This window comes from uncultured Coprobacter sp. (genome assembly GCF_947855755.1).
Lineage (GTDB): Bacteria > Bacteroidota > Bacteroidia > Bacteroidales > Coprobacteraceae > Coprobacter.
Genome location: NZ_CANUAR010000010.1, coordinates 71,929 through 98,062, shown reverse-complemented (window position 1 = coordinate 98,062; position 26,134 = coordinate 71,929). Strand labels below are relative to the sequence as shown.

Here is a 26,134-nt window from a genome sequence, read left to right as displayed (position 1 = left end):
AGTAACGCTTAATATATAAACGTATGTTAAAAAAAATATTATCAATATTGTTTCTTACAGCTTGCATTTTACCGTTTTCGAGCTGTAAAGATGACGAAGAGACCTTAGATCCGTCATTGAGCCAGCCGGTTATTAAGTTTGCTTATGATGATCTTCAGGCCGATATGAATGAAGTGGATAATTTGCCGGTAGTCGCTGTTATCCGTTCTGAGCTTGGACTGAAAAAAGTTATAATGCAAATCGAGACGGAAACAGGGATGATCGATTATAAAACGGTAACGACGTTCTTTAATGAGAAGGCATATAGCCTGTCTGAGAACCTGAACTATCAGGAAGATTATAAAGCTTTTGTCGTTACTGCGATCGATAAACTGAACCGGGAAGCCAAAGCGACTTTGGAGTTAGGAGTTACGGGAATAAAAGAAGGTCCGTCGATAGTCTTTGACCCTGAATCGATTACTTATGATGAGTTGGTTGGCGGGGATATGCCGAAAACGCATTTCACGGTAACCTCTGTTGCCGGATTGCAGAAGATCGAGATGTATCTTGTGTCGGAAAGCGGACAAATGCAATATGGTTTCCCGATCGAGTTTGATAATGCTGAGACCGAATATGTTTTTGATGAGCAGATTATGTATATGGAAGGGGACAAAGGTTTTAAAGTAAAAGCTACCGATGTTTACGGACAAGTGAAAATTGTTACGATGACGGTAAATTATCTGACACCGGCACCTCCGACTATTACGTTGAAAGAAGATACTGTATTTGCGGATAAGGATGAAACGAAAGCGATTACATTGCGTATGGAATCTCAACGCGGTATCCGCAATGTGAAAATTTATCGTATAGAAGATTCGCAAGAGGTGCTTGCCGCTACGAAAGATTTTGCAGACTCTCCTCTTTCGGTTACCGAATCTTTGGATGTATTGTTGACGAATGCGACATCTAAGCTGAAAATTGTGGCTACCGATGTTGTGGATAAGACATCGGAGGCGACGATGACGGCGATTGTCAATATGGATTTTGTCGCTAATCTTTCTGTCGGCAGCCAGATATTGGCTAATGGGAATGCAAATTATCCGGATGTATATGCCTTGATCTCATTGAAAGATATGAAGACTTATTCGGTAGATTATGCACTTGAAAGTTCGGCCAACGCTTCAAATGTAGATCTCAAATTTTATGCTTATGGCGGACAAGGGGTATTGCGTATGTATGCAATAGATGGAGGTAATGATACGAAATGTTCTGAATTTAAAGGAAAGAACGGATCGGTAGCAGATATGGAGGTTCAAAACAAAACTCGTTTGTTGGCAGTTCCCGGATTTGATTTCGATAATGCCACGGCAGAGTCTATATCGAATGCTATTTCTGCATCTAATATAACATCGAACAAAATCAATCCGTTTGTTGTCGGAGATATAATTGCATTTAAAACGGTAGATACCTCTACTGCAGGAGGCGGCCGTATCGGTGTAATGAAAATCTTGAGCGATACGCAGGTCGTGTCGAATAATCCGACAGCCCGTATCATAACAGTATCGATCAAGCTTCCGAAAAAATAAATCTTGAATGAAAATATGCGGTATGGCATTTTTATATGCTATACCGTGTATTCTCTTTTTTCGTAATCCTAATCAAGAATGTATAACTTCTGTTCAAATAGTGTTTTATGAAAAGATTGTTGACTTTATTTCTGCTGACGGTTTTACTTTTTCCCGTTTATTCGCAAAAAAAAGTATATGCCGATTATCATGGAATCCGCCGTACCCGTCTCTATGACGGTGAATTCGGAGAATGGAAGTATGCTTCGAAAATGACTTACAGCCCGGAAAAGTCAGGAGTTACTCAATTAACGTATAATCCTGATCTGATTTTGGCGAATGGACAGCATAATATCGCGGCCTATGAATATCCTTTGGTGGGTATGCAATCGCAATACGATCCGGATAATATCGAATATCAAGTATTAAGTGCCAAAACTGCCGGGATTGACGGATTTTTTGTGGAATGGGGTTATATAGACCATACATCGAACACTCTTTTGCAAAAAATTCAGGAGGTTGCGAAAAAGTATGATTTTGAAGTGGGCGTTAATATTTGTGATGGATGGTTGATGGAAAAGGGATGGCATGCCGGTACACGAGAAGAGAACGTAGAGTATTTTATTACCTGTATGCAATATCTTATAGATAATGTGTTTACCGGTTCGACAGCACCGATTGTCAATGGTAAACCTGTATTTTATTTGTTTCATGACGGATTTACCGCCGAAGAGTTTAAAACGATTCGTGAACATACTTATACGTATCCGGATAATTATCCGGTAAGCGGTACGGATAAATTTCCGAATGTAATTATGCGTACGACACTTAACCCGTCTTTGACGAACGATGTATATACTCCTAAAAGTCCGTTGACACAAGCCGGTTCTGAATGGGTGACTGAAAATAAAGTCGTGCCTACACCTTGGATGCCTGAACGCATACGTACCGGTTATCATCTGACTCCTAAATTTCACCGATATGCTTCTGCTGATGATTGTGAAATATTTTTGAATGCTTTTGCTACGACGGTATGGCGTTCGGGATATCCCGTCAAATCGGGATTTGTAGCTCCCGGAATGAATAACTACGGGTGTGGAGGATGGTCAACGACCGGAAAACTTTCTTATATTCCGAGAGATAATGGAGATACCTATGAGAGAATGTGGGAATTGAATCTGAAATATAAGAATATGTTAAACATGATTTATATCGGATCATGGAATGATTATACCGAAGGGCATGAAATCGAACCGACTGTCGAGAACGGAGATCGTGATTTGCGTATGACGCTTAAATATGCGACACAGTTTAAAGGCGAAACCTCTTATGATGAATCGGGTATAACCCTACCGCTCGAACTATTTAAGTTACGTAAGAAAGCTGAGTTTTTTACTCTTTGCGGCATAGACGGTTCTGCCTATACTTCTGATCTTGATAAGATAGCCATGTCTATATCCGATGGAGATTACGCCGATGCAGAATCGGAGATTGAGGATATGAAAGACCGGTTTGCTCAGTTGGAAGCAGGGATAACTTCAGAAAGTTATCATATCGATGCAGCCGGTTTGACGATTACAGGCTCATTGAATGATGACGGTGAATATGTATTGTCTAATAGCCGTACCGGAGTAACGATAAAAGACAATGATCTTAAAGGTAAATTGGCTGCCCAGAATTATGAGGGATATATGAATTTCGAATATTGGGATGACACATGGGGTAAGAATATCAATATCGTATCCGGAACATATAAAGAACCCCGAGATCTGTTCAAAACGATAGCACAACTTAAGCATGAAGGACTGGGTGCATGGAAAACTGCGAAAATACGCTTATATAAAGAGAATGTAAAATATGGAGCAGAATCGGGAAATAGCGATATTTCGTTTTATGGAGACGATTCGAAGGTTTCTAAGATCAGAAATCTGTCATTTGATTTTACCGTTTATTCGACAACATCGGGAGCTGTTTCAAAATCGGTATCCGAAGCATCTGTACGGCTTTTTATGTCCGGGAAAAACCTGAATATTCTTAATGCAGGGGAAAATGCTCGTTTGCAGATATATAATGCTGCCGGGGGAAGTTCGGTTTGTGATATGCTTGTGACAAAAGCGGTTGAAACAGTAGATCTTACAAGTTTGTCTTCGGGAGTGTATATTGCGGTTATTGTTTCGGACAGCCAGTATTCCTCATGTAAGTTTATCCGTTAACCGATAAAATATCCGGATCATGAAAAAAAGGCTGCTATATAGATTAATGCCGCTTTTGTCTTTGTTTCTATTAAGTTATCCGACGATAGCGAAGAATACGGGGAACGGCAAAAAAGTATATGCCGATTATCATGGAGTACGTTATACCCGAAATCATGACGGGATGTTAGGTCGTTGGGCTATGTATGCCGATACCCGAAAATCTCATACGGGGATAAATTCCTTGTGTTATAATGCAGATAATTTATCGGGAGATAAAGAGCCGTATATGAATGAAATTGCATCGGTTCATTATCCGATTCTCGGCATACAGTCCGATTTGGATGAAGACTATATCGAGTATCAAATTCTGAGTGCAAAGACTGCCGGGATCGACGGCTTTTTTATCGAGTGGGGATTTATGGGGCATGAGAATGATGTCTTGTTAAAAGCCATGCAAAAAGTCGCGGCTCGATACGATTTTGAAATCGGGGTGAATTGGTGTGATGGTTGGCTGTATTATGATTGGATAACCAAACGTTATCCTGAAATTAATACTCGCGAAAAAAAGACCGAGCATTATGTACGTTGTTACCAATACCTTATCGATAGTGTTTTTACTGGAGTTACAGCTCCGATAGTAAAAGGATATCCGGTATTTTATCTATTTGGTCCTGGTGCGACTGTTGAAGAGTATAAATGGGCTTATGAAAGAGTCAGAATTCCTGTAGGAATGAATGCTCCGGTAGTCTTACGTCGGTGGGCAGATTGGGGCAGATTGGAAAATAACCGTTATATTCCGGTTACTCATAGCGAAGAAATTGATGAATGGATCGGTTTGGGAGCAGTTCCTACAGCATGGTTGCCTGCCCGTGTTCGCATAATGGATGCGGCTCATCCTTATTGGGATAATTATGCGGAAACGGAAGATTTGATCGAATTTATGAAACCATTTCGTGATTCGATCTGGAACAATCCGAATCCTGTTTTCAGAATCAAGTCGGGATTCGTGATGCCCGGTATGGATAATCGGGGATGTGCAGGATGGGGACGAGGGCATTTCTTTTATATTCCGAGAGATCGAGGAGAGACATATCGTAAAATGTGGCGATTCAATATGGCGAACAAGGATAGTCTGGACATGGTTTTTATTGCGTCATGGAGCGATTTTACGGAAGGTCATGAAATTGCTCCGACACGTGAAAACGGAATACGTGAACTGGAAACTACATTGTATTATTCCTCTTTATTTAAAGAAAAGATTGCAGATAAAAGGGGATTGCTTTTGCCGGAACGGTTGTTTTATCTTCGAAAACAGTTTGCCTTATTGAAAGATTCAGGCATAGACATTGAAAAAAAGCAAGTACGAATGTTAAATGATGCAGCTAAGTATATTTCCAAAGAAAAATATAAAAAGGCGGACGGATTATTGAGAGCTTGTACGGATTATGTCTTGAAAATGTCTTCTCGTTTGATGAGGGAAAATTTAAATCTTTCGGAAAAAGATCTTTTACGGGACTCGCTCGATAAACAGGGATATGATGTCGGCAAAAGTTTGAAACTTTATTTGCCGAAGGATTTGCATCATAAGCTTTTAAAATATAATTATGAGGGATATATATGTTTTGAATATTTAGATGAAGGAGATGATTTCATTCGGATATATTCCGAAACAAATAGGATACCTAAGGATAAATATAGTGTTGTAGGAAGTATTCGCAAAAATAAGACCGGTCAATGGAAACCTGTTAGAATACGTCTTTATAAGGGAAATATCTTTTATAAAGAGAATAATCCGGCATTTTATATTAAAGGACGGGGGTATGTTCGAAATATTATGTTACAATATCAGATGATGCATTATGAAAATGATTGACCGAATTTGTATTCTTCTTGTTTTTCTGTTGTCCGGATGTTCTGTCTCGGAAACAGGTATAATATCTTTTCGGGAAGATAACGTTGATTATCGGGTCGAATTCTTTTCACCGCGGATAGTCCGGATATTATCATATCCGTCGGGAGATACTTTGGTTACGAAAAGACTTGTTGTAGATACCTCCTTACCTCGTTATACCGGTTATACTGTAAAAGATAATTCTTCTGAGTACCGTTTTGTTACTCCTGAACTTATCATTCTTTTTGATAAAAAAGAGAAAGCCTTTGAATTTAGAGAGGTCGGTACGGACAGACTTTTATTGCGTGAGAAGAATAATGGGAAGGCTCGAACGTTCCGCAGAGATACTGTTGCCGAAGAACCATGCTTGCACGTAACGCAACGCTTTATCCCGACAGAGAAAGAAGGTCTGTATGGTTTAGGTCAATATCAAACAGGTGTCATGAATTATCGCGGTGATACCGCTCTTTTGTTACAGGCAAATATGGACATAGTGAATCCATTTCTTATCTCTACTAACCGATACGGGATATTATGGGATAATTATTCTGAAACCCGTTTTAGAGATAATGAACAGGGATACAGTTTCGATTCGGAAGTCGGAGATGCCTCAGATTATTATTTTGTTTATGGGAAAAATATGGATGAGGTAATCGCCGGTTATCGAACTCTTACCGGGAGAGTCCCGATGTTCGGTAAATGGGTTTTCGGTTTTTGGCAATCTAAAGAACGTTATCGTTCGTTCTCAGAATTAGAAAATGTCGTGAAACGCTATCGGGAAGATAGTATCCCTCTTGACAATATTGTACAAGATTGGGAATATTGGGGTGATAAGGCCCATTGGAACGGCCTGATGTTCGATACGTTGAATTTTAGCCGACCTAAAGAGACGATTGCTCGATTGCAGAATGATTATCACGTTCATTTTACGTTATCCGTATGGCCTGGTTTTGGAAAAGAAACATCTGTTTATAGAGACCTTGATTCTATACACGCTTTGTTTGATGAACCTACTTGGGCAGGTTATAAAGTGTTTGATGCTTACAATCCTTATGCTCGGGAAATATTCTGGAATCATTTGAAACGAGGACTATATGATCAAGGTGTTGACGGATGGTGGATGGATGCGACAGAACCTTCCTTCAGAGATGGGTTTACCCAGTTGAAGCAGGCCGAGAAAACAAAATCTGCCGGAGATACGTATATCGGTTCATTTCATAGGTATTTGAATGTATATTCGTTAGAATTGTTACGTTTTTTACATGATAAACTTTGTGCCGAAAATGATGAAAAACGGGTGTTTATACTTACCCGGTCGGCGTTTGCTTCTCAGCAACGATATGCGACGGCGGTGTGGTCGGGAGACGTATCTGCATCATGGGAGAATTTTCGCAAGCAGATCGCTGCGGGAATAAATCTTTCCATGTCGGGCATTCCTTATTGGACATCGGATATTGGAGGTTTTTTTGTAACCGAAAGAGATGCTTGTTTCCCGAAAGGATTGGATGATCCGGCCTATAAAGAATTGTATCTTAGGTGGTTTCAGTTCGGGTGTTTTTCTCCGTTATTTCGGGCGCATGGTACGAATGTACCAAGAGAAATATGGCAATTCGGAGAACCCGGTTCTGTATATTATGATACACAGTTGAAATATATCCGCTTGCGATATAAATTGTTACCTTATATTTATTCCGTCTCTCGGCAGGTAACAGAGCGTCATGGCTCTGTTATGAAAGGGTTGTGTATGGACTTTGTTTCCGATACATCTACATACGATATTGCCGATGCGTATATGTTCGGTCCATCGTTGCTGGTTAGCCCTGTCGTGACTCCCGGTGCACGGGAGAAGAGTACATATCTGCCCGAACATTCCGGAACGTATTGGTATGACTTTTATTCCGGTGAGGCATATCGTGGAGGATGTATGCAAAAAACTTTGTCGCCATTAGATGTCATTCCTCTTTTTGTGCGGGGCGGGTCGATATTGCCTATGACCGATGTGAAACAATATGTTTCGGAATGTCCTGACCTGAAGGTAGAACTCCGTATATATACAGGGGCTGATGCTTCTTTCGAATGGTATGATGATGAGGGTGACTCATATCGATATGAAAACGGGGAGTTTGCTATATGTCCTGTCTTGTGGGATGAATCGGATAAAAGTGTAACATTAGGAGATCGTATAGGAAAGTATCGGAATATGCCTGAAAATCAACGAGTAATTGTAAAAGTTTATTTCCCGGAACAATCTACCCCGATAGAAAGAGAAATTTTTTATACAGGAGAAAAAATAAAAATCGATTTTAAATAACGCGTAATTATGAGAAAGAGCTTAGTATTTGTTTTTCTAATAGCATTGTTCGCAACAGCTTCAGCCGGAGTACGAACAGTCTATACGATAAATGACCGATGGAAGTTTTGTCCGGGATCTCCTTTTGATGCGCAAAATATCGGAGCTGATGATAGCTCGTGGGAAACCGTAAATATTCCTCATACTTGGAATAATCTTGACGGAGATGATGAAATCCCGGGATATTACAGAGGTCCGGCGTGGTATAGGAAATCTATATTTGTAGATAAGTCCCGGGAAAACCAGAGTGCGGTTATTGTTTTTGAGGGGGCGAATCAGGTTGTGGAACTTTATGTAAACGGACTTTATGTGGGTAAACATATAGGGGGATATACCCGATTTAATTTTGATATCAGCCGTTTCCTTAATTATGGAAAGAAAAATGTTTTTGCTATAAAAGTAGATAACGGGTATGATCCTAATATACCTCCGTTGTCGGCGGATTTTACCTTTTATGGAGGCATTTATAGAGATGTTTACCTGATGTTTGTCGATAAGGTACATTTGGCGACAAATGATTATGCGTCTTCGGGAGTATATATTCGTTCACCTGAAGTGACTGAGAAAAAAGCGGTTGTGGAGATTACCTCTTTGGTCAGTAACGATACCGATTCTCCTGTGGAAGTTATTCTTGAAAATAAAATATGCGATGCTACCGGAAAAGAGGTGAAATCTTTGCGGACAAATCTGAAAATTGCATCTCGGACTACGGAAACCGATATACAGAAAAAAATCATAATCGATAATCCTTTGCTTTGGGATATCGATAACCCGCATCGCTATCAAGTTTATACACGTGTTTATAATAAAAAGGGCGATGTCCTTTATGACGAAGTTTCTAATCCGCTCGGACTCCGTTGGTTTGAGTTCGACCCGGAACGGGGGTTTTTCTTGAACGGTAAGCCGAGAAAGTTGGTCGGAAATAATCGGCATCAGGATTATCTGGCTAAGGGAAATGCTTTGCGGGATGAGATGCATGTCAGGGATATTTTGTTGATGAAACAGATGGGAAGCAACTTCTTGAGAGTATCTCATTACCCTCAAGACCCGGTTATTATGGAGATGTGCGATAAGTTGGGAATTGTAACTTCCGTTGAAATACCGGTTGTGAATGCGGTTACCGATACGCCGGAATTTCTTGAGAATTCGGTAAATATGGTGAAGGAGATGATCCGGCAGGATTTTAATCGCCCGTCGGTAATGATCTGGGGATATATGAATGAAATATTGCTTCGGCGTCCGCGTACGGATGAGGATTTTCTAAAATCTTATTATCCCGTTGTGGAAAAGACAGCGAGAACGTTGGAAAATACTATTCGAAAAGAAGATCCGTCCCGTTATACGATGATGGCATACCATAATGCTCCTGATCTTTATGAACGGGCTCATTTGACGGAGATACCGATGATTATGGGGTGGAACTTGTATCAAGGATGGTATGAACCGGATATCGATGAATTTCAAAGGCTTCTTGACAGGGCTCATGATAAATATAAGGGAAAAGTGTTGTTGGTGACTGAATATGGGCCGGGAGTTGATCCGAGACTACATTCTTATAAACCGGAGAGATTTGATTTTTCTCAAGAGTACGGAATTATTTATCATCGTCATTATTTGCGGGAAATGATGGCACGTCCGTTTATTGCCGGATTTACAATGTGGAATCTGAATGATTTTTATTCTGAATCCCGAATAGATGCCGTGCCTCATGTAAATAATAAGGGTGTAACGGGGCTCGATCGTGAGCGTAAAGATACCTATTTGTTTTATGAGGCGTCTTTAGGGAACAAAGATGTCTTGCGCATAGGTAACCGAGAATGGAAAAATCGAGGAGGAGTCGTAAATACGGTAGAAAATACATGTGTTCAATCTGTTCCTGTATTTTCTGACTATCCGGTGGTTGAGTTATATGTAAACGGCAAAAGTATCGGGTCGAAAAAATGTGAAGAGAATATCGCGTTTTTTGATGTTCCCTTTGTCAATGGAGAAAATGTTGTGGAAGCAGTTGCCCGTAAAAACGGGAAAGAGCTGCGTGATATGATTCGGATCGATTTCGAACTTATTCCCGATGATTTGAAAAATGGAGACGTTCCTTTTACCGAAATGAATGTTATGCTCGGTTCTCCCCGTTATTTTGAAGATCGGACGGCAGAGATGATCTGGATACCTGAACAGCCTTATAAACCGGGAAGTTGGGGATATATCGGAGGTGAGCCTTATCGCAGAAAAACAGGCTTCGGTTCGATGTTAGGTTCTGATATAGATATATTCGGAACGGACAATAATCCGATTTTCCAGACTCAACGTACCGGTTTGGAAGCTTTTAAAGCGGATGTCCCGGATGGAGAGTATTCGGTATATCTTTATTGGGCGGAATTGGACTCTGATAAAAAGAAAGAATCTTTGGTATATAATCTTGGCGCGGATACGGAAAACGGGGGGTATAGTAAGCGTACTTTCGGATTGGAAATAAATGGTAATCCGGTAATGGATAAGGTCGATATTGCTGAAGATTACGGTTTTGGTTGTGCTGTTATCCAGAAGTTCATTGTGAATGTAAATGATGGGAAGGGCCTGACTGTTGGTTTTAAGCGCATAGAAGGAGAACCGATATTGAATGCTATTCGCATTTATAAAAATTATTAGGGGATAATCAGGTTATAAAATGAAAAGATTTTTTGCATATCTGATATGCAGTTTGACGTTTACCATGATGATTGCCCGTTCCGAAGCGTCCGGGAAATTCGACATATATCTTTGTATCGGTCAGTCTAATATGGCAGGGCGGGCGACTTTAACACCGGCTGTTATGGATACTTTAGTGAATGTTTATCTTTTTAATGACCGAAATTTTTTTGAACCGGCCGTTAATCCGCTGAATCGTTATTCTACGATAAGGAAAGAGATAGGAATGCAGAAATTAGGGCCGGCTTATTCTTTTGCCCGTAAAGTTTCAGAAAAGAGTGATTGTAAAATCGGGCTTGTTGTAAATGCCAGAGGCGGCTCTTCTATTAAATCATGGGAAAAAGGGGCATCAGATAATTATTATGGAGAGATGTTGAGCCGAATTAGAGAAGCCTTGAAGTATGGTCGGTTAAAGGCGGTATTATGGCATCAGGGGGAAGCCGATTGCCGTTATCCCGAGTCGTATAAAATCTATATTTGTAAATTGGTTGAACAGTTGCGCGCAGATTTGAATATGCCTGATTTATTGTTTGTTGCGGGAGAAATTTCTCGATGGAACTGGACAGGACATACCGAAGGAACAATCCCTTTCAATAAAATGCTCAGATCGTTAGAAGATAGCATTCCCCGATTTAAGGTGGTATCATCTGAAGGGTTGAAACCGTTAATTGATGAGAATGATCCTCATTTTGATACCGATAGCCAAATTATACTGGGAGAACGGTATGCAGAGAAAGTCCTCCGATATAACAGGGGGAAGTAATTAATTCTTTTATTTATAAAATGTTGTATTATGAAAAGATTTAGACTCTTTTTGGCAGGAATAGTCGTTATGGCCGCTGTTTCTGCAACACAAGCCGCTGTTGTGACAGATGGTTTTGATTTTGTTGAAAATTTGGTGGTCGGTAGCCAGAATTATGTACAGACAGCACCGGTCGATTATCCCGAATCGTTTGCGTTTATTTCGGTAAATGATTTGAAAACCTATGCTTTTGATGATGTTTTCGGTGTACAGGAGAATAATATAGATATGAAATTCTATATTATGGGAGGAAGTAATAATGCAACGGTACGTCTGTATAGTATGGATGGCGGTAATAACACGAAAGATTCGGAATATAAAAGCGGAGATAAAACTCAGGCCGATTTTACGGTAAAAAATGCAACTCGTTTTATGGCCGTTAAAGGTGTTGATTTTGATGCGGCTACTGTTGATCAACTAAAGAGTCTGTCATTTACAGGAACGAATGCTGTGAATCCTGTGAATGAAGGGGACGTTATCGTATTTAAAACGGCTGAGACTTCAAAAGCTGCTGACCGTTTGGGATTGATAAAAGTTCATTCTATCGTAAAAGAGAATGAGACCAGCAGTAAAGGGGTGATTACCGTGTCTATTAAAGTGGTGAAACCTGCAAAAGTAGAAACTACAGGATTCCGTTATGGCGTTGTGAAAGTTGGTACTTATGGATTCTCTACAGGAACAGTTGAAGGGTATGAAGGTATAGGTTCTCTTCTTTCGATAAAAGATTTGAAATCATATACCGTAGATGAGGCTAAATCTAATTTTAGGAATGTGGATATAAAACTTCATTTGCAGGGAGCTGATTCCGAACCTCGTGTGTATAGTATGGAAAACGGAGATTCGAAAAACTCTCAATATAAAGATGCCGAAGGAAATACATTACAAGCTTTGCTGACTGCGGAGACGACGAATGCAACTCGTTTTTTGGCTGCCGACGATATTGATTTCGATAATGTAACAGCATCTGAAATAGCGGCTATCGATCCGGAAACGATCGGAAAAGGGACGATAAAACCTGCTGCCGAAGGAGATGTTATTCTTTTTAAAACCGATGAAAATTCAACTGCCGGAAGTAAGGTCGTAGGAGTGATGCGTATTGATCGGATAACTTTGGTTAATAACGTGAATAAAGAGTTGGGTTGTTATACTGTATCGATAAAGGTGTTGGATAATACAGAAAGTGTATCTGTTCCGAAAGTCGCTAATAACGAATGGAGTTTGAAGGGCAAGAGTGTTCGTATTTTGGCCGATGCCGGCTCTAAACTGAATGTATATGCTGCCGGTAGCGGACAGTTAGTAAAGACAATTGATGTTGTAGCTGGAGATGTGATAGATTTTTCTAATTTTTCGGGTGCTTATATAGTTTCTTATGGAGGAAAGTCGGAGAAAGTGATTTTCTGATATGAGATGTGAGAAAAGATTTGTCCGTTAAAAGTCCTGTGAGAATTTTTGACGGACAATCTTTTTGTTGTTGAAAGCCTCTGAATTTTCCGATAAAGGAATGTTATTCGATCATTTTTGTATTTTTCCTCAGTCTGTTTTTTCGTTTCTACTCATCAGATAGCCCGTTATCCTTTTCGTAAAAACAGGAAAATATCCTCAAAAGAGACTCTCGAACTGGACCAAACAAAATTGAGACAGCTCCTGAAACTCTATACGGGTATGATTTTCCCTAATTCGACATACCAGATATAACCTTTTACCTGAGAGAATCCCATTTCTTTTATGAGGGATATATACCGGATCACTTGTTTGTGATAGCTTTTTTTCTGAATATTCCCGAATTTGTAGTCGATTACAGAAACTTCTTCTCCGGAAATGACTACCCGATCCGGACGGAGGAATGTTCCTTTTTGCTGTAAAATTTCCGTTTCGTTGATAATTTGTGTATCGGGGGAAAACCATGGGGCAACTTCAGGTTGGTCTAACCACGTTTTTAATTTTTTTTCTAAGGCGACTCCTTCTTCATAGCTGAGTTGTCCGTTGAATATATATGGTAAAACGGCGTTGTGAATATCTTCTGCATAGCGGACGTTGCTGAGAATTTCGTGCATGAGATTGCCGTGTTGCCGTTCGTGACTATCTCCGAAATAGCCTTTCCCGTGTAGTCGTAATTGAAGGCGTTTACCGGGATCGGCAGACCGATATTCGGGCATTATTTTAGTTTCTTGTTTTTCTTTTGCTGTTTGTATATTTTCCCATGTCTCTCCGGTTTCATAACAGTTTTTTCCCGGATCATAATCAGCAGACAAATCGATTATCGGTCTCTCTTTTTCTTCCGGGCAATTTATTTTATTTTCGGGATTGACACAATAGTATAACAATCGGGAAAGAGAACCGATAGTCCCTTCTTTTTTAGGTTTCGGAGTAAAGAGTATCAGTTCTTCTTCTGCCCGGGTAAAAGCTACGTATGCAATGTTGAGATTATCGATATAGGCGTGCATCTTTTCGTTGAAGTATGCATCGGCATAAAGACTTTTTTTCAAGATCGATCCATAACGTATCGGGACAAGCGGAATGTCATCCAGAGGTTCTTTTTGATTACACCAAAGTATGTTTTCGTGATGTGGGTTGTGGTCGATTTCCCAATCGCAGAACGGGATGATAACGGCTTTGAATTCCAATCCTTTCGATTTATGGATCGTCATGATGCGAATCGCATTTTGGGAGTCGGGCGTTGTTATGGTTTTCTTTATCCCTTGTTCGTTCCACCATTGTAAAAAAGAGGCGGGGTCGGCCGAATGATTTGTTGTATAGTCGAGTACGATGTCCTGGAATGCCTGAATGAATATGCTTTCATTTCGTTCTCCGGAGGGAGGAAACAAGCTAATGATTTTTTCGCACATTTCGAATAAGGGCGTGTTTCTCAATTGTTCGAGCTCTCTGACGATTTCCGGATCGAAATGATGCGATAATTCTTTCTCCTTTTCTGCGAAATAAGAGGCGAGAGCTGTTTCCGGAGGGAGATTCCGGTGTGCTGTCGAATATTCATATACGGCAAGTATCCGGTTTATTTCCGTCTCCGGATTTTGCAGGTAGTTTAAAATGCCGATTATCAGTTTGACAATCGGGGCATTGTGTATGAAAAGAGCTTCGTCCGAAATAATATCGAAGCGATATGCCGGATTGTTATTCTCGGCTTTGGCTTTTAAAAGACAATCTGCAACAAGGCTGCCTTCGGCTTTGCTTCTGACCAGAATGGCAATGTCCTTTAACGAGATATTTTTGTCTTGAAGTTCTTTTAAGGTTTGTGGAAGTAGTTCTGTCGCCCGGTTTTTCCAGTCTGTTTTTTCTCCTTCTTCCGTCTCGGTTTCCAGAAATATCACTTTTACATGTCCCTTTTTTTCTTTATTTTTAGGGGATATATGTTGATATATATCTTGGTATGCTTTCCCTATCTTCTCGGCATATTCGGAGTCGATGTGTACATTGACGGGAGTGTCGGCGATTTCTTTTTGTAAAGATTCTTGAAGTAAAAATGATGCTTTCCTGAAAAACGAATTGTTGAACTGTATGACGTTTATACAGCTTCGCCAGTTCGTCCCCAGTATATGGTCGTTCAGTTCTTCCGGTTTTCTGAACTGGTTACCCAATTCGTCGCTCAGCAACTTCCAGTCAGAATTTCTCCATCGATAAATACTTTGTTTTACATCTCCCACGATAAGGTTACGACCGCCTTTATCATTACTCTCCTTAATCAGCGGAAAAAAATTATTCCATTGCATCCGAGAGGTATCTTGAAACTCATCGATCATGAAATGGTCGATCCGGTTACCGGTTTTTTCATATACGAAAGGCGTATCGCTACCGTCGATGATCCGGTTGAGCAATTCGGTGGTATCGGACAAAAGAAGAATATTGTGTTCTTTTTCGTATGCTTGAATGTGTTTGTCGATGTCGCTCAAAATACCTAATGTATAAATATAGCGACGTGTTTCCATTACCGATACATAAAACGGATAAGCATCATAGCAGGAGATAATCTGTTTGATATATTCGTTTAATTCCGGAAATATTTCCCGAACTTTTGTAATAATGTCGGGAGAAGTCTTTTTTGTCGTCCAGTTTTCGATATTGTCGGATAGTTGTGTAAATGAGGCGTTCGGTTCTTTTATGTTGCCGTCCGCCCATTTGGAAAACTCTTTGAACGGAGACCGATTCCCGCCTTTAAGGTCTTCAGGGAATAGTCCCGCTTTTTTCATTATTTCAGTGGCTTTTCGTGCTATTTCCCGACTTTCGGTCTCGAAATCCTGTTTTATAATATTCAGTTTTTTGATGTATGCTCTTAATAGATCTTTGTCAGCCATGAAATGGCGTATTTCCGAACTGTGCGATTTATATTCTTCTTTAAATATTTCGTGTGCCAACTGGTCGATATTTCGTTGTATTCCCCAGCTTTTCCCTCCTTCGACCTGCTCTTCGGAAAACCGGATCAGCCAGTTTAGCAATTCTTTATTTTCAGGATTTTCGAGATCGAAGAACATCCGGTCTATAGCTTCCGTAAGCACATGACTATTGTCTATTTCGGTATTATATCCGCCTTGTAAACCGATTTCCCGAGTGAATGCTCGTGTCGTTTGTTGAAAGAACTTGTCGATGGTACTGATATTGAACCCCGAGAAATCGTGCAGAAGGGTAAATAAAATTTCTGAGGCTCTTTTTTGAAGCTCTTCGATGTTAGCCGTGATACCGTCTTTTCCCAATAAGTCGTCTAAATATTCCGATTCTGAAGTCCGATGAGCCAGAATATCGAGTTTTTCGATAATACGCCGTTTCATCTCTTCTGTCGCTTTATTGGTGAAAGTTACGGCAAGAATATGTTGAAAAGCCTTGTTCCGCTCCGATGGCAATGTCGGTTCGTTATTAGGGCGAACAGGAGATAATAATAGTTTGAGGTATTCCAATGTCAGCTTGTAGGTTTTCCCCGATCCGGCTGAAGCTCTGTAAACATGGAGCATATCGATATTTATTTAGGCTCTAAATAATCCGGGCTTTCGTATAGCCTTCTTTTTTCAGAATCTCCAAGACCTTAGTGCGAAAATCCCCTTGTATAAGGATTTCCCCGTCTTTACTTGATCCTCCGACTCCGCATTTTGTCTTTAATGTTTTTCCTAACTCTTTGAGGTCTTCTTCTTTCCCGGAGAATCCTGTGATCAACGTTACCGATTTTCCGTTTCGGTTACGTTTGTCGAGTTGTATTTTTAACGGTTGTTTTTCCGGAGCTTGAGTCTCCGGTTCTTCTGTTTCTCCGGTATCGTATGAGAAATCGGGATTTGTCGAATAAACGACATTCAGACGATCTTTCCAATCATTATTATTTTTTGCCATTGTTCGCTATTTTAAAGAGTGAGGTTATCGAATTATAACCAATTATTTGTTTTCAAATTTAATATAGATCGCTAACGTAGCCAAACAAAATATATAGTTTACGAAAAAAAATTATTACTTTTGTATTATTCAGAAAACAACAGATGAATGGCTGGTGATAATTCAAAGATAACGATTAAGTTGCCTGAGCCGTCATTGAGGCGGTTACCTTGGTATTTAGCTTATGTAAAACTTCTTAAAGATAGAGGTGTCGAATATGTGTCTTCTACGCAAATATCTAAAGATATTAATGTCGATGCCTCACAGATAGCTAAAGATCTTTCATTTATTAATATATCGGGTAAGACCCGTGTGGGATATGAAGTGGAATCTTTAGTTTCGGTATTGGAAGATTTTCTCGGATTCACGGATGTTCATAAGGCTATCATTTTCGGGGTCGGTAGTCTGGGGGCTGCATTACTTCAGGATTCGGGTTTAGCACAGTACGGAATGAATGTGATTGCCGGATTTGATATAAAAGAGGAATTGGCTGGGACTTTTATTAATGGCATACCTGTATATCACGTGTCGGAGTTTGAGGAACGGCAAAAAATGTTGAATGCGCACATCGGTATTCTGACAGTTCCGGTAGAACGTGCACAGGAGACATCTGAAAGTATGATAGCGGGAGGAATTAAGGCCATCTGGAATTTTACTCCGTTCAGAATACGTGTGCCTAAACATATTGTTGTGCAGAATACTTCTATTTATGCACACCTTGCCGTTATGTTCAATAGACTGAATAATATTAAAAAATAAAAATACTTTCCGGTTTTTTATTCCGGAAACCTTATAAATACTTCAGAATGAAAATTATTGCCGTAGGTTGGAATTATCTCGATCACAATAAAGAGATGAATCGTACGTTATTACCAAAAGAACCGGTTATATTTCTGAAACCCGAAACAGCTTTATTAAAGGATCATAAGCCGTTTTTTCTTCCGAATTTTTCGAACAGAATAGAATATGAAACGGAAATCGTAATTCATATTTGTCGGTTGGGAAAGAATATAGCTCCGCGTTTTGCTCACCGATATTATGATGCCGTTACTGTCGGCATCGATTTTACGGCACGGGATTTACAATCCCGGTTACGAAGCGAAGGAGCTCCGTGGGAAATCTCTAAGGGGTTTGACTCTTCGGCTGTGGTCGGAGATTTTGTCTCGCTTGATCAGGCTGGAGAAATACAAAACCTTACCTTTTTTCTGCAAATTAACGGAGAAACGGTACAACAGGGAAATACGGCAGATATGATTTTCCCGGTGGATGAAATTATTGCGTATGTGAGTCGTTTTTATACGCTCAAGATAGGAGATCTGATTTATACGGGAACGCCGAAAGGTGTAGGACCGGTGGCAATAGACGATCATTTGCAGGGATTTCTGGGAGACCGTAAAGTATTGGATTTCCGTGTGAAATAGACCGGTTGGAATTTTCTGTTGCTTAGAATTATAAAGATGAGAAAAAATACCGTTATTTTATTTTCTTTATTTCTGTCTTTCTGCATTTCCCTTTTTCCGGAGATGTTGAATGCTCAGTCTGACCGATATACCGGAATATCAAAATTAAATTCCGGTTATTGGGTAAAAATCAGAATATCGGAAAGCGGTATATATCAGATTTCTTATGCCGATTTACGGGCATGGGGATTTGTCGATCCGGCAAAAGTGAAACTTTACGGATACGGCGGTGCAATGCTGCCGGAGGACTTTCAAAAGCCTTATATCGATGATTTGCCTGAAGTGCCGGTGATGCGTTACGGGGAGCGGATGATTTTTTATGCACAGGGAGTCGTGAAATGGACGGCCGGCAGTTCTTCGTTTACGCATGAAAGAAATCCGTATTCTCAGTATGGATATTATTTCCTGTCCGAAAATGATGACCAACCTCGTACAATGGAAACTGTAGCTGCAAATGAGTCTACAAGTGCAACGACTGTGAATGTCTTCGATGATTATGCTTTACATGAACAAGAACTTATTAATTTAGGACGTACAGGCCGAAAATTTTATGGTGAGGATTTTATTTATGAACAAATCAGGACTTTTACGTTCGACATTCCGGGAATTACGGAGACTCCGGTTTCGATGCAGATCGATTTCGTAGTTAAAGCTTTGGCGGCAAATTCTAACACTATTGCAGGGAAAATAAAAATTAAACACAATGATGTTGCTCTTTCGGAGTCTTCTCAGGATAGGGTTTATGCTATTTTGAATAATAGTCAAGAGGCGACCTATGCAAGTGGACGTTCGACATCTTCTACAAAAACATGGGTGAGAGATCCCGATAATCCCGACCGCATTACAATACAATTCGAAGGAAGTCAAGCCTCTACGGCACGGCTTGATTTTATTCGATTGAATATGGAACGAGATTTGAAAATTTATGACGGAATCGTTGCATTCCGAAATTTGAAAGCCCGGAATACATTATTGAAATATGCCGTTAATATATCCGGATCTTCAGATCCTCGAATTTGGGATATAACCGATCTTCAAAATCCTGTATCTATCGAAAGCTCACTACATGACGGATGCTTGTGGTTTGTCCCTCAGTCGGTAGGATTAAAAGAATATGTCGCATTCGATGCGGCACGGACATTCCCGTCCCCTGAATATGTAGGAATTGTGTCGAACCAGAATCTGCATGGTTACAGTCGTGCCGATCTGGTTATTATAGTTCCGCCGGAATTTTACTCGCAAGCCGAACGTTTGGGAAAATTCCATGAATCGGAAGATGATATGTCGTATTTAATTGTATATCCGGAACAGATTTACAATGAGTTTTCTTCCGGAACTCCCGATGCGACAGCGTACAGGCGCTTTATGAAGATGTTCTATGACCGGGCGGAAGGAAATGAAGATTTGAGACCGCGTTATTTGTTGCTTTTTGGAGACGGTACGTATGATAATCGTTTGATTACGAGTGAATGGCAAGGCTATAAGTATCCGTTTTTATTAACTTTTCAGTCAGAGTCGAGTTTAGATGAACGTACGTCTTATGTAACAGATGATTATTTCGGATTTTTAAAAGATACGGATGGCGCGAATTTACTGGCCGATAAACAGGATATTAGTATCGGGCGTTTCCCGGTACGAACATTAGCCGAGGCGACTGTTGCCGTGGATAAGGTAATCGAATATGGACAAAACAAAAATTTCGGAGTATGGAAAAATAATCTTTGTTTTGTAGCCGATGACGGTAATAATTCGGATCATATGGAATTGGCTGACGAGTTGTGCGATAAAATAGAATCGAAATATCCCGAATTTTTCCCGTATAAAGTTTATCTCGATGCTTATACTCGGGTGAGTTCTGCAAGCGGAGGTACTTATCCTGATGCGAAGAAACGCATGTTCGATTTATTGGATGACGGGTTGCTTTTTATCAATTTTTGCGGGCATGGGAGTTCTACAAGTTGGACGGCGGAGAAGATTTTGGAAATGTCGGATATTCGTAAACTCTATTTGAAACGTCTTCCGTTATGGATTACGGCGACTTGTGATTTCAGCCGTTTCGATGACAAGTCCAATTCTGGAGGAGAAGAGTTGTTCTTGAACTCAAAAGGCGGAGGAATCGCCCTTTTTACGACTACTCGAGTGGTATATATGGAAAAGAATGCTATTCTGAACAAAATGTTGATCGAGAATATCTTCGAACGGGATACGGACGGCTCGAGATACCGTTTGGGAGATGTGATGCGTGTTGCGAAGAAGGCTGTTGCCGAATATGTCAATTCGGATGGAATTCGTCCGTATGAAAGAGATTTGAATAAACTGAATTTTATCCTCTTGGGAGACCCTGCACTCCGGTTGGCTTATCCTGAATATAAGATGGTAATTACCGAGATTAACGGAGACCCGATCGATGAAACTTCAGATTTGCAGACTCTGAAAGCACGTTCTTGGGTAAAAATGAAAGGTGAAGTGCGGGATCATACCACAGGCGAAAAGAAAGAAGACTTTAACGGCTTGGTATATCCCCGGTTATATGATTCGAAGAAAGAGATAACGACGAATGGTTTTGAAAGCGATGTACCCTTTACGTTTTATGAACGTGCAAATATGTTATATTCCGGTAAAGATTCGGTTCGGAACGGAGAGTTTGAATTTGAGTTTAAAATGCCTGTGGAACTGAACTATTCGTCAGAGACCGGATTATTGAATTTGTACGGGTACGATGAACAAGGACGTGAGGCACAAGGCTCGAACGAGCAGTTTGTCGTAGGTGATATGGATAATGATGTAGAAGCGGATACGGAAGGTCCTATTATTCATTCTATGTATCTGAATAGCGAGACGTTCAGTTATGGAGATAAGGTAAATGAAGAACCTGTATTCATTGCCGATGTAGAAGACGAATCGGGGATAAATATTTCAGGAATAGGTATCGGACACAATATGACGGTAACGATCGACCATTCTTCGGCTCAAGAGTATATCGTTAATAACTATTTTGATCCGGTAGTAGGTGAATTCGGGCGAGGAACAGTAATGTATCAGTTGCCGTCTTTACCGGCAGGATCGCATACTTTGACATTTAAGGTTTGGGATACGGAAGGTAATTCTACCGAAAAAACAACTTCATTTGTTGTCGTACCGGGTATGAAACCCCAGATATTCGATCTTTATCCTCAAAAAAATCCGGTGTCGGAATATGCAGAGTTTTATTTGAAACATGATCGTCCGAATATGAACATACAATTAAGATTGTCTATTTATAATTTGATGGGTACGGAACTGTGGACTTATTCGGATGACGGACTTTCTGATATGTGGACTTCTCAACCGATCGTATGGAATCTGACCGATAAAGCCGGAAGACGGGTTGCACCCGGTGTATATCTTTATCGGGCATATATCTCGACAGAAGGAAGTAAAGAGGCTACCAAGACTAAAAAAATCATAGTCGTTGCACAATAAAAGCCTTTGAATACAGTTTTTTATTAAGGAGAAATAAAATAGAAAAGAGAGAAATATATTTATGAACCGGATACGAAGTTTTTTTGTGATTGCTTTTCTGGGAGCATGTTTTACTTCGTTTGCTCAGAACGATGTTAAGAATAAATTTAATCCGATTAATACGGGAGTAACTTCTTTGGGTATTGCTCCGGATGCTCGAGGCGGATCTATGGGAGACTTGGGAGCTGCTACCGATCCTGATGTGAACTCTCAATATTGGAATCCTGCAAAATATGCTTTTGCATTCAGCCGTGCAGGAGTTTCTGTATCTTATACTCCATGGTTGCGTAAATTGGTTAATGATATTAATTTAGCGTATGTGGCCGGTTATTGGAAATTTGGCAGCAGCGACTTGCAGGCATTGAGCGCTTCGTTACGTTATTTTTCTTTGGGATCGATCAATATTACAGATGATGGCGGAAATGTGACGAATTCGATAAACCCGTATGAGATGGCTTTTGATCTCGGCTATTCCAGAAAATTGTCGCAAAGTTTTTCAATGGGTGTTGTTTTCCGGTTTATTTATTCAGATTTGGCTTATGATGAAACCGAAGGGATGAAAGGTGCTGCGGCTTTCGCTGCGGATATATCCGGTTATCAGACATTTTATCCTATTGTAGGACGGAGCGAGTGCCAGTGGTCATGGGGATTTAATATTTCCAATATCGGTTCTAAAGTTTCGTATGATGGCGGAAATAACAGTGCTTTTTTGCCGACGAACTTGCGTTTAGGGACAACATTCCTTTTCCCTTTGGCTGATTATAATACATTGGCGTTGAGTCTTGATTTGAATAAGCTGTTAGTACCTGCTGCTCCGAGACAAGAGGATTATCTGGATGTAGAGGGAAAAGAGGATAGAGAGGCCTATGAAGCTGCAAAAGAGAAGTATCAAAGTACATCTCCTATCAGTGGAATTTTCAAATCCTTTTCAGATGCTCCCGGAGGATTTAAGGAAGAGCTTCAAGAGATAAATTTTTCGGTAGGTGCAGAGTATGCATATAATAACCAATTCTTTTTGCGAGCCGGATATTATAACGAAAACAAGTATAAGGGGAATCGTAAATATTTTACTTTCGGAGCAGGGTTTGCGCTTAAGGTGCTCCGGCTGGATGCCGCTTATGTAGTTGCTACCGCACAGAGTAGTCCGTTGGATCAAACTTTGCGCTTTTCCCTTTCGTTCGATATGGATGGAATAAAAGATTTGGTTGGACGTAGAAGACGCTGATAAAAAAAGGTAAATGAAGATAAGAGTAGGTTTCGGTTTTGATGTTCATCGGTTGGTCGAAGGTCGGGAACTTTGGTTAGGAGGTATTCATATAGAACATTCATGCGGTTTACTTGGACATTCGGATGCAGACGTTCTGATTCATGCTCTATGCGATGCTTTGCTGGGAGCGGCCAATATGCGAGATATCGGCTTCCATTTCCCGGATACGGCAGGAGAATATAAAAATATAGATAGTAAGGTCTTGTTGCGAGATACGGTTAAGATGATTAGAGATAAAGGATACCAGATTGGTAATGCAGATATTACGGTTTGTGCCGAGCGACCTAAATTGAACCCGCATATTCCGGCAATGAAGAAATGTCTAGCAGAAGTTATGACAGTTGATGAAGAGGATATATCTATAAAAGCTACAACAACAGAGAAGCTCGGATTTATAGGGCGAGAAGAAGGTATCTCGGCTTATGCTACGGTGCTGTTGCAAAAGTAATTTATTCGAATACTATTGTTATACACGAAAAACAGCCGCCTAAAAAATAGCGGCTGTTTTTCGTGTATGAGTAATCTATTTCACATATAACCGTGTTACGGCTTTCCACTCTTTCCCGGGTTCTATAAATTGAAAACCGGTAAGTTCTGCCGGCAGTTTCAGGTTCGGAGCATTCGTTGCCCAGCTTTGCGGTTCAGGACATACATAGGGAACTTCACCGCCGTTATTCCAAAGAGTCCAGTGTTTAAACTGCTCGTCGGTTTCGTAGAATACGCTTATCCCTTTTTCTGTATCGGTTAGAATCGCTCCGTTGTAGTTTTTCCCGTCTATCGATAGCGGTTCGTTAGTCAATGCCCATTCTATTGCTTTGCCGAAAGGATAGAGACCTTTGGTTCGCAAGAGAACTTCTTCTTCGTTCAAGTCGTTGAGTTTTCCGGTCGGAAGCGTACGCTCGCTCATTTCCCAGCGTTTCCCCACCGACAGTTTCAGTTTATAATTGTTACGCTTTCCATCTGTTGTGAAAGGAACATTGATAGGAGTGTGGAATCCCATGCCTATAGGCATATTTTCTTTGCTTTGATTGATGAAAACGGTAGTTTGTTTTAAACCTTCTGCCGACAGCCGGAAAATCATACGGCAAATGAATTCATGAGGGAAATGTTTGTAAATAGGGTCATTGAATAAGTTAGAGAAATAAGATGCTTCTATTTCTACGTAGTCATTTCCGGTTTCCGTCCGGGTAATTATAAACGGCTGGGATTTAATGATCCCATGATGGTAATTGTTCTGAGCGGGAATGGTAATCGGATATTTGTATGTACGGTTCTCGAATGAATAAATTCCGTCTTCGATACGGTTGGGAGGAAATAGAAGCGGTAACCCGAACACTTGAGGCCGTCCTTTGAAAGTCTCTATTTCGTCTTCTGCCGGAGTTCGCAATATTTCTATACCGGAAGCTTTATGGCTTAGTTTAACGACATTAGCCCCGATTTCGGGAATCATAATTGCTTCATATCCGCCTGCTTCAAAATGAATGGCAGACATTCCGTAAAAATCAATTTTTTCGATTTGCATATTTCTTTTGTATTAGTTGATGACAATTGATTTTATTTTCCCAAAAGTACAAATATCCGTTAACCTTGATGTATGAAAAATGGTTATTTGTGTTTAAAATCTGGTTTTGAAGCCTGCTAAAATTTTACTCGGGTCAGGTTTGAGATTTTCTTTCGGAAGAAGTTAAAGGCGGCTGTTGACTGTGTGCTGTGCAGGAATGAGAAAGTAGACTCGAAAGATTCGGATATATAATTTTATCGGAAAATTTAGACAGACTCTTAACGAAAAAAACCTTTTTGCAAGCTGCAAAAAGGTTTTTTATTATCGAAAATACTGTAATTTTTAGAGAGCTTTGATCTCGTGAAGTACACTGTTTGTCTTGTGAACGGCAGCAGCACTTTTTTCGAACAACTCTTTTTCTGCATCATTGAGTTTGAAATCAACCACTTTTTCCCAACCGGTGCGTCCCAAAACAACCGGAACACCTATGCAGATGTCTGACTGTCCGTATTCGCCTTCCAGATATACGCTGCAAGGAACGATTTTTTTCTGATCGTGAAGGATAGATTCAACAACGTATGCAGCAGCTGCACCCGGAGCATACCATGCAGAAGTCCCTAATAATTTTGTCAATGTAGCACCTCCTACCATAGTATCGGCAGCTACTTTTTCTAAAGTTTCGGCATCGAGAAGTTGAGATACCGGCAGCCCCTTATAGGTAGCAAGACGAGTTAAAGGAATCATTGTCGTGTCGCCATGACCGCCGATTACAACGCCTTCTACTTCATTAGGATTGGCATTCAAAGCTTTGCTTAAATAGCATTTGAAACGGGAACTGTCTAATGCTCCTCCCATACCGATTACACGGTTTTTAGGAAGTCCCGAAGTTTTCTGAATCAGATAAGTCATAGTGTCCATAGGGTTGCTTACGCAGATAATGATTGCGTTGGGTGAGTGTGCTAATACACTTGCTGCAACAGATTTTACAATTCCTGCATTTACGCCGATCAATTCTTCGCGAGTCATACCCGGTTTACGAGGAATACCGGATGTAATGACAACAACGTCAGAACCTGCGGTTTTTGTATAATCGTTGGTAACTCCTGTGATACGAGTGTCAAAACCGAGCAAGGTTGCCGTTTGCATCATATCCAATGCTTTACCTTCTGCTACGCCTTCTTTGATATCCAACAATACTACTTCGTCGGCCACTTCATTAAAAGCCAATACATTTGCGCATGTAGCACCTACGTTACCTGCACCTACGACTGTTACTTTTGACATAATAATTCTTTATTTATTAGTTGATAATTAAACTCTTTTTTACGGTTGCAAATGTACAAACGATATTTAATTGTGGAAAATTTTCCGTATTTAATTTTTGATAAATCATATCTATTCGGGTTAATTTTATTCGGTTTGTGTCAGAATATTCGATATTGAGCAATGAACAGGGGATATGAACGGTTGTTGATAATTATAATTGTCAGATATATAGATGGTTATGAATTAATTTAGAGAAGGATATGAACATTGACTGTGTATAAGTAAGGCGTTTTTGTGAATAACTT

16 protein-coding genes are annotated in these 26,134 nt (G+C 40.2%); 12 read left to right on the top strand and 4 right to left on the bottom strand.

The annotated features are described in order from the left end of the window. Positions 1–23: 23 nt before the first annotated feature. The 7 genes from Q0093_RS07490 to Q0093_RS07460 all read left to right on the top strand — a co-directional run bounded on the left by Q0093_RS07490 (position 24) and on the right by Q0093_RS07460 (position 12,868). Positions 24–1,565 (top strand): hypothetical protein, encoded by a 1,542-nt coding sequence (locus Q0093_RS07490; RefSeq protein ID WP_294176382.1) that lies wholly within the window; start codon positions 24–26, stop codon positions 1,563–1,565. A 107-nt stretch (positions 1,566–1,672) separates the two neighbouring features. Beyond that, entirely contained in the window at positions 1,673–3,757 is a 2,085-nt protein-coding gene (locus Q0093_RS07485; RefSeq protein WP_297929393.1) for a T9SS type A sorting domain-containing protein, read from the top strand. Between the two features lie 19 nt (positions 3,758–3,776). Beyond that, positions 3,777–5,612 (top strand): hypothetical protein, encoded by a 1,836-nt coding sequence (locus Q0093_RS07480; protein WP_297929391.1) that lies wholly within the window; start codon positions 3,777–3,779, stop codon positions 5,610–5,612. Continuing rightward, positions 5,599–7,941: a TIM-barrel domain-containing protein gene (locus tag Q0093_RS07475; protein ID WP_297929389.1), complete on the top strand. Its 2,343-nt coding sequence runs from the start codon at positions 5,599–5,601 to the stop codon at positions 7,939–7,941. Before Q0093_RS07480 ends, Q0093_RS07475 begins: the two co-directional genes overlap by 14 nt. Before the next feature lie 9 nt (positions 7,942–7,950). Further along, a complete protein-coding gene (locus Q0093_RS07470) occupies positions 7,951–10,626 on the top strand; it encodes a glycoside hydrolase family 2 TIM barrel-domain containing protein (protein ID WP_297929387.1) in 2,676 nt (891 codons plus the stop codon). A 64-nt stretch (positions 10,627–10,690) separates the two neighbouring features. Next, the gene (locus Q0093_RS07465) at positions 10,691–11,428 is read left to right on the top strand and encodes a sialate O-acetylesterase (protein ID WP_333491134.1); all 738 of its coding nucleotides are present in this window, start codon (positions 10,691–10,693) and stop codon (positions 11,426–11,428) included. 30 nt (positions 11,429–11,458) lie between these two features. Next, the gene (locus Q0093_RS07460) at positions 11,459–12,868 is read left to right on the top strand and encodes a hypothetical protein (protein WP_297929385.1); all 1,410 of its coding nucleotides are present in this window, start codon (positions 11,459–11,461) and stop codon (positions 12,866–12,868) included. A 251-nt stretch (positions 12,869–13,119) separates the two neighbouring features. Here the strand turns inward: Q0093_RS07460 and Q0093_RS07455 are convergent, their stop codons facing one another. Further along, positions 13,120–16,425, bottom strand: a complete 3,306-nt coding sequence (locus tag Q0093_RS07455; RefSeq protein WP_297929383.1) for an exodeoxyribonuclease V subunit beta — start codon at positions 16,423–16,425, stop codon at positions 13,120–13,122. Positions 16,426–16,444: 19 nt separating this feature from the next. Beyond that, positions 16,445–16,795 carry a translation initiation factor gene (locus tag Q0093_RS07450; RefSeq protein ID WP_270213797.1) on the bottom strand — a complete coding sequence of 117 codons (351 nt, stop codon included), beginning with the start codon at positions 16,793–16,795 and terminating at the stop codon, positions 16,445–16,447. 147 nt (positions 16,796–16,942) lie between these two features. Here Q0093_RS07450 and Q0093_RS07445 point away from each other — a divergent pair, with 147 nt between their 5' ends. The 5 genes from Q0093_RS07445 to ispF all read left to right on the top strand — a co-directional run bounded on the left by Q0093_RS07445 (position 16,943) and on the right by ispF (position 23,510). Beyond that, positions 16,943–17,593, top strand: coding sequence for a redox-sensing transcriptional repressor Rex (locus tag Q0093_RS07445; protein ID WP_294176363.1), 651 nt, complete (start codon positions 16,943–16,945; stop codon positions 17,591–17,593). A gap of 47 nt (positions 17,594–17,640) precedes the next feature. After that, positions 17,641–18,255 carry a fumarylacetoacetate hydrolase family protein gene (locus Q0093_RS07440; protein WP_297929379.1) on the top strand — a complete coding sequence of 205 codons (615 nt, stop codon included), beginning with the start codon at positions 17,641–17,643 and terminating at the stop codon, positions 18,253–18,255. A 36-nt stretch (positions 18,256–18,291) separates the two neighbouring features. Then, positions 18,292–21,756 (top strand): type IX secretion system sortase PorU, encoded by a 3,465-nt coding sequence (gene porU, locus Q0093_RS07435; protein WP_297929377.1) that lies wholly within the window; start codon positions 18,292–18,294, stop codon positions 21,754–21,756. Positions 21,757–21,817: 61 nt separating this feature from the next. Then, the gene (gene porV, locus Q0093_RS07430; protein WP_294176357.1) at positions 21,818–23,020 is read left to right on the top strand and encodes a type IX secretion system outer membrane channel protein PorV; all 1,203 of its coding nucleotides are present in this window, start codon (positions 21,818–21,820) and stop codon (positions 23,018–23,020) included. A gap of 13 nt (positions 23,021–23,033) precedes the next feature. Further along, positions 23,034–23,510, top strand: a complete 477-nt coding sequence (gene ispF, locus Q0093_RS07425; protein ID WP_297929375.1) for a 2-C-methyl-D-erythritol 2,4-cyclodiphosphate synthase — start codon at positions 23,034–23,036, stop codon at positions 23,508–23,510. 75 nt (positions 23,511–23,585) lie between these two features. Here the strand turns inward: ispF and Q0093_RS07420 are convergent, their stop codons facing one another. Both Q0093_RS07420 and mdh read right to left on the bottom strand, forming a co-directional pair. Next, a complete protein-coding gene (locus Q0093_RS07420) occupies positions 23,586–24,584 on the bottom strand; it encodes an aldose 1-epimerase (RefSeq protein WP_297929373.1) in 999 nt (332 codons plus the stop codon). Between the two features lie 321 nt (positions 24,585–24,905). After that, a complete protein-coding gene (gene mdh, locus Q0093_RS07415; RefSeq protein ID WP_009318078.1) occupies positions 24,906–25,847 on the bottom strand; it encodes a malate dehydrogenase in 942 nt (313 codons plus the stop codon). Between the last annotated feature and the right edge of the window lie 287 nt (positions 25,848–26,134).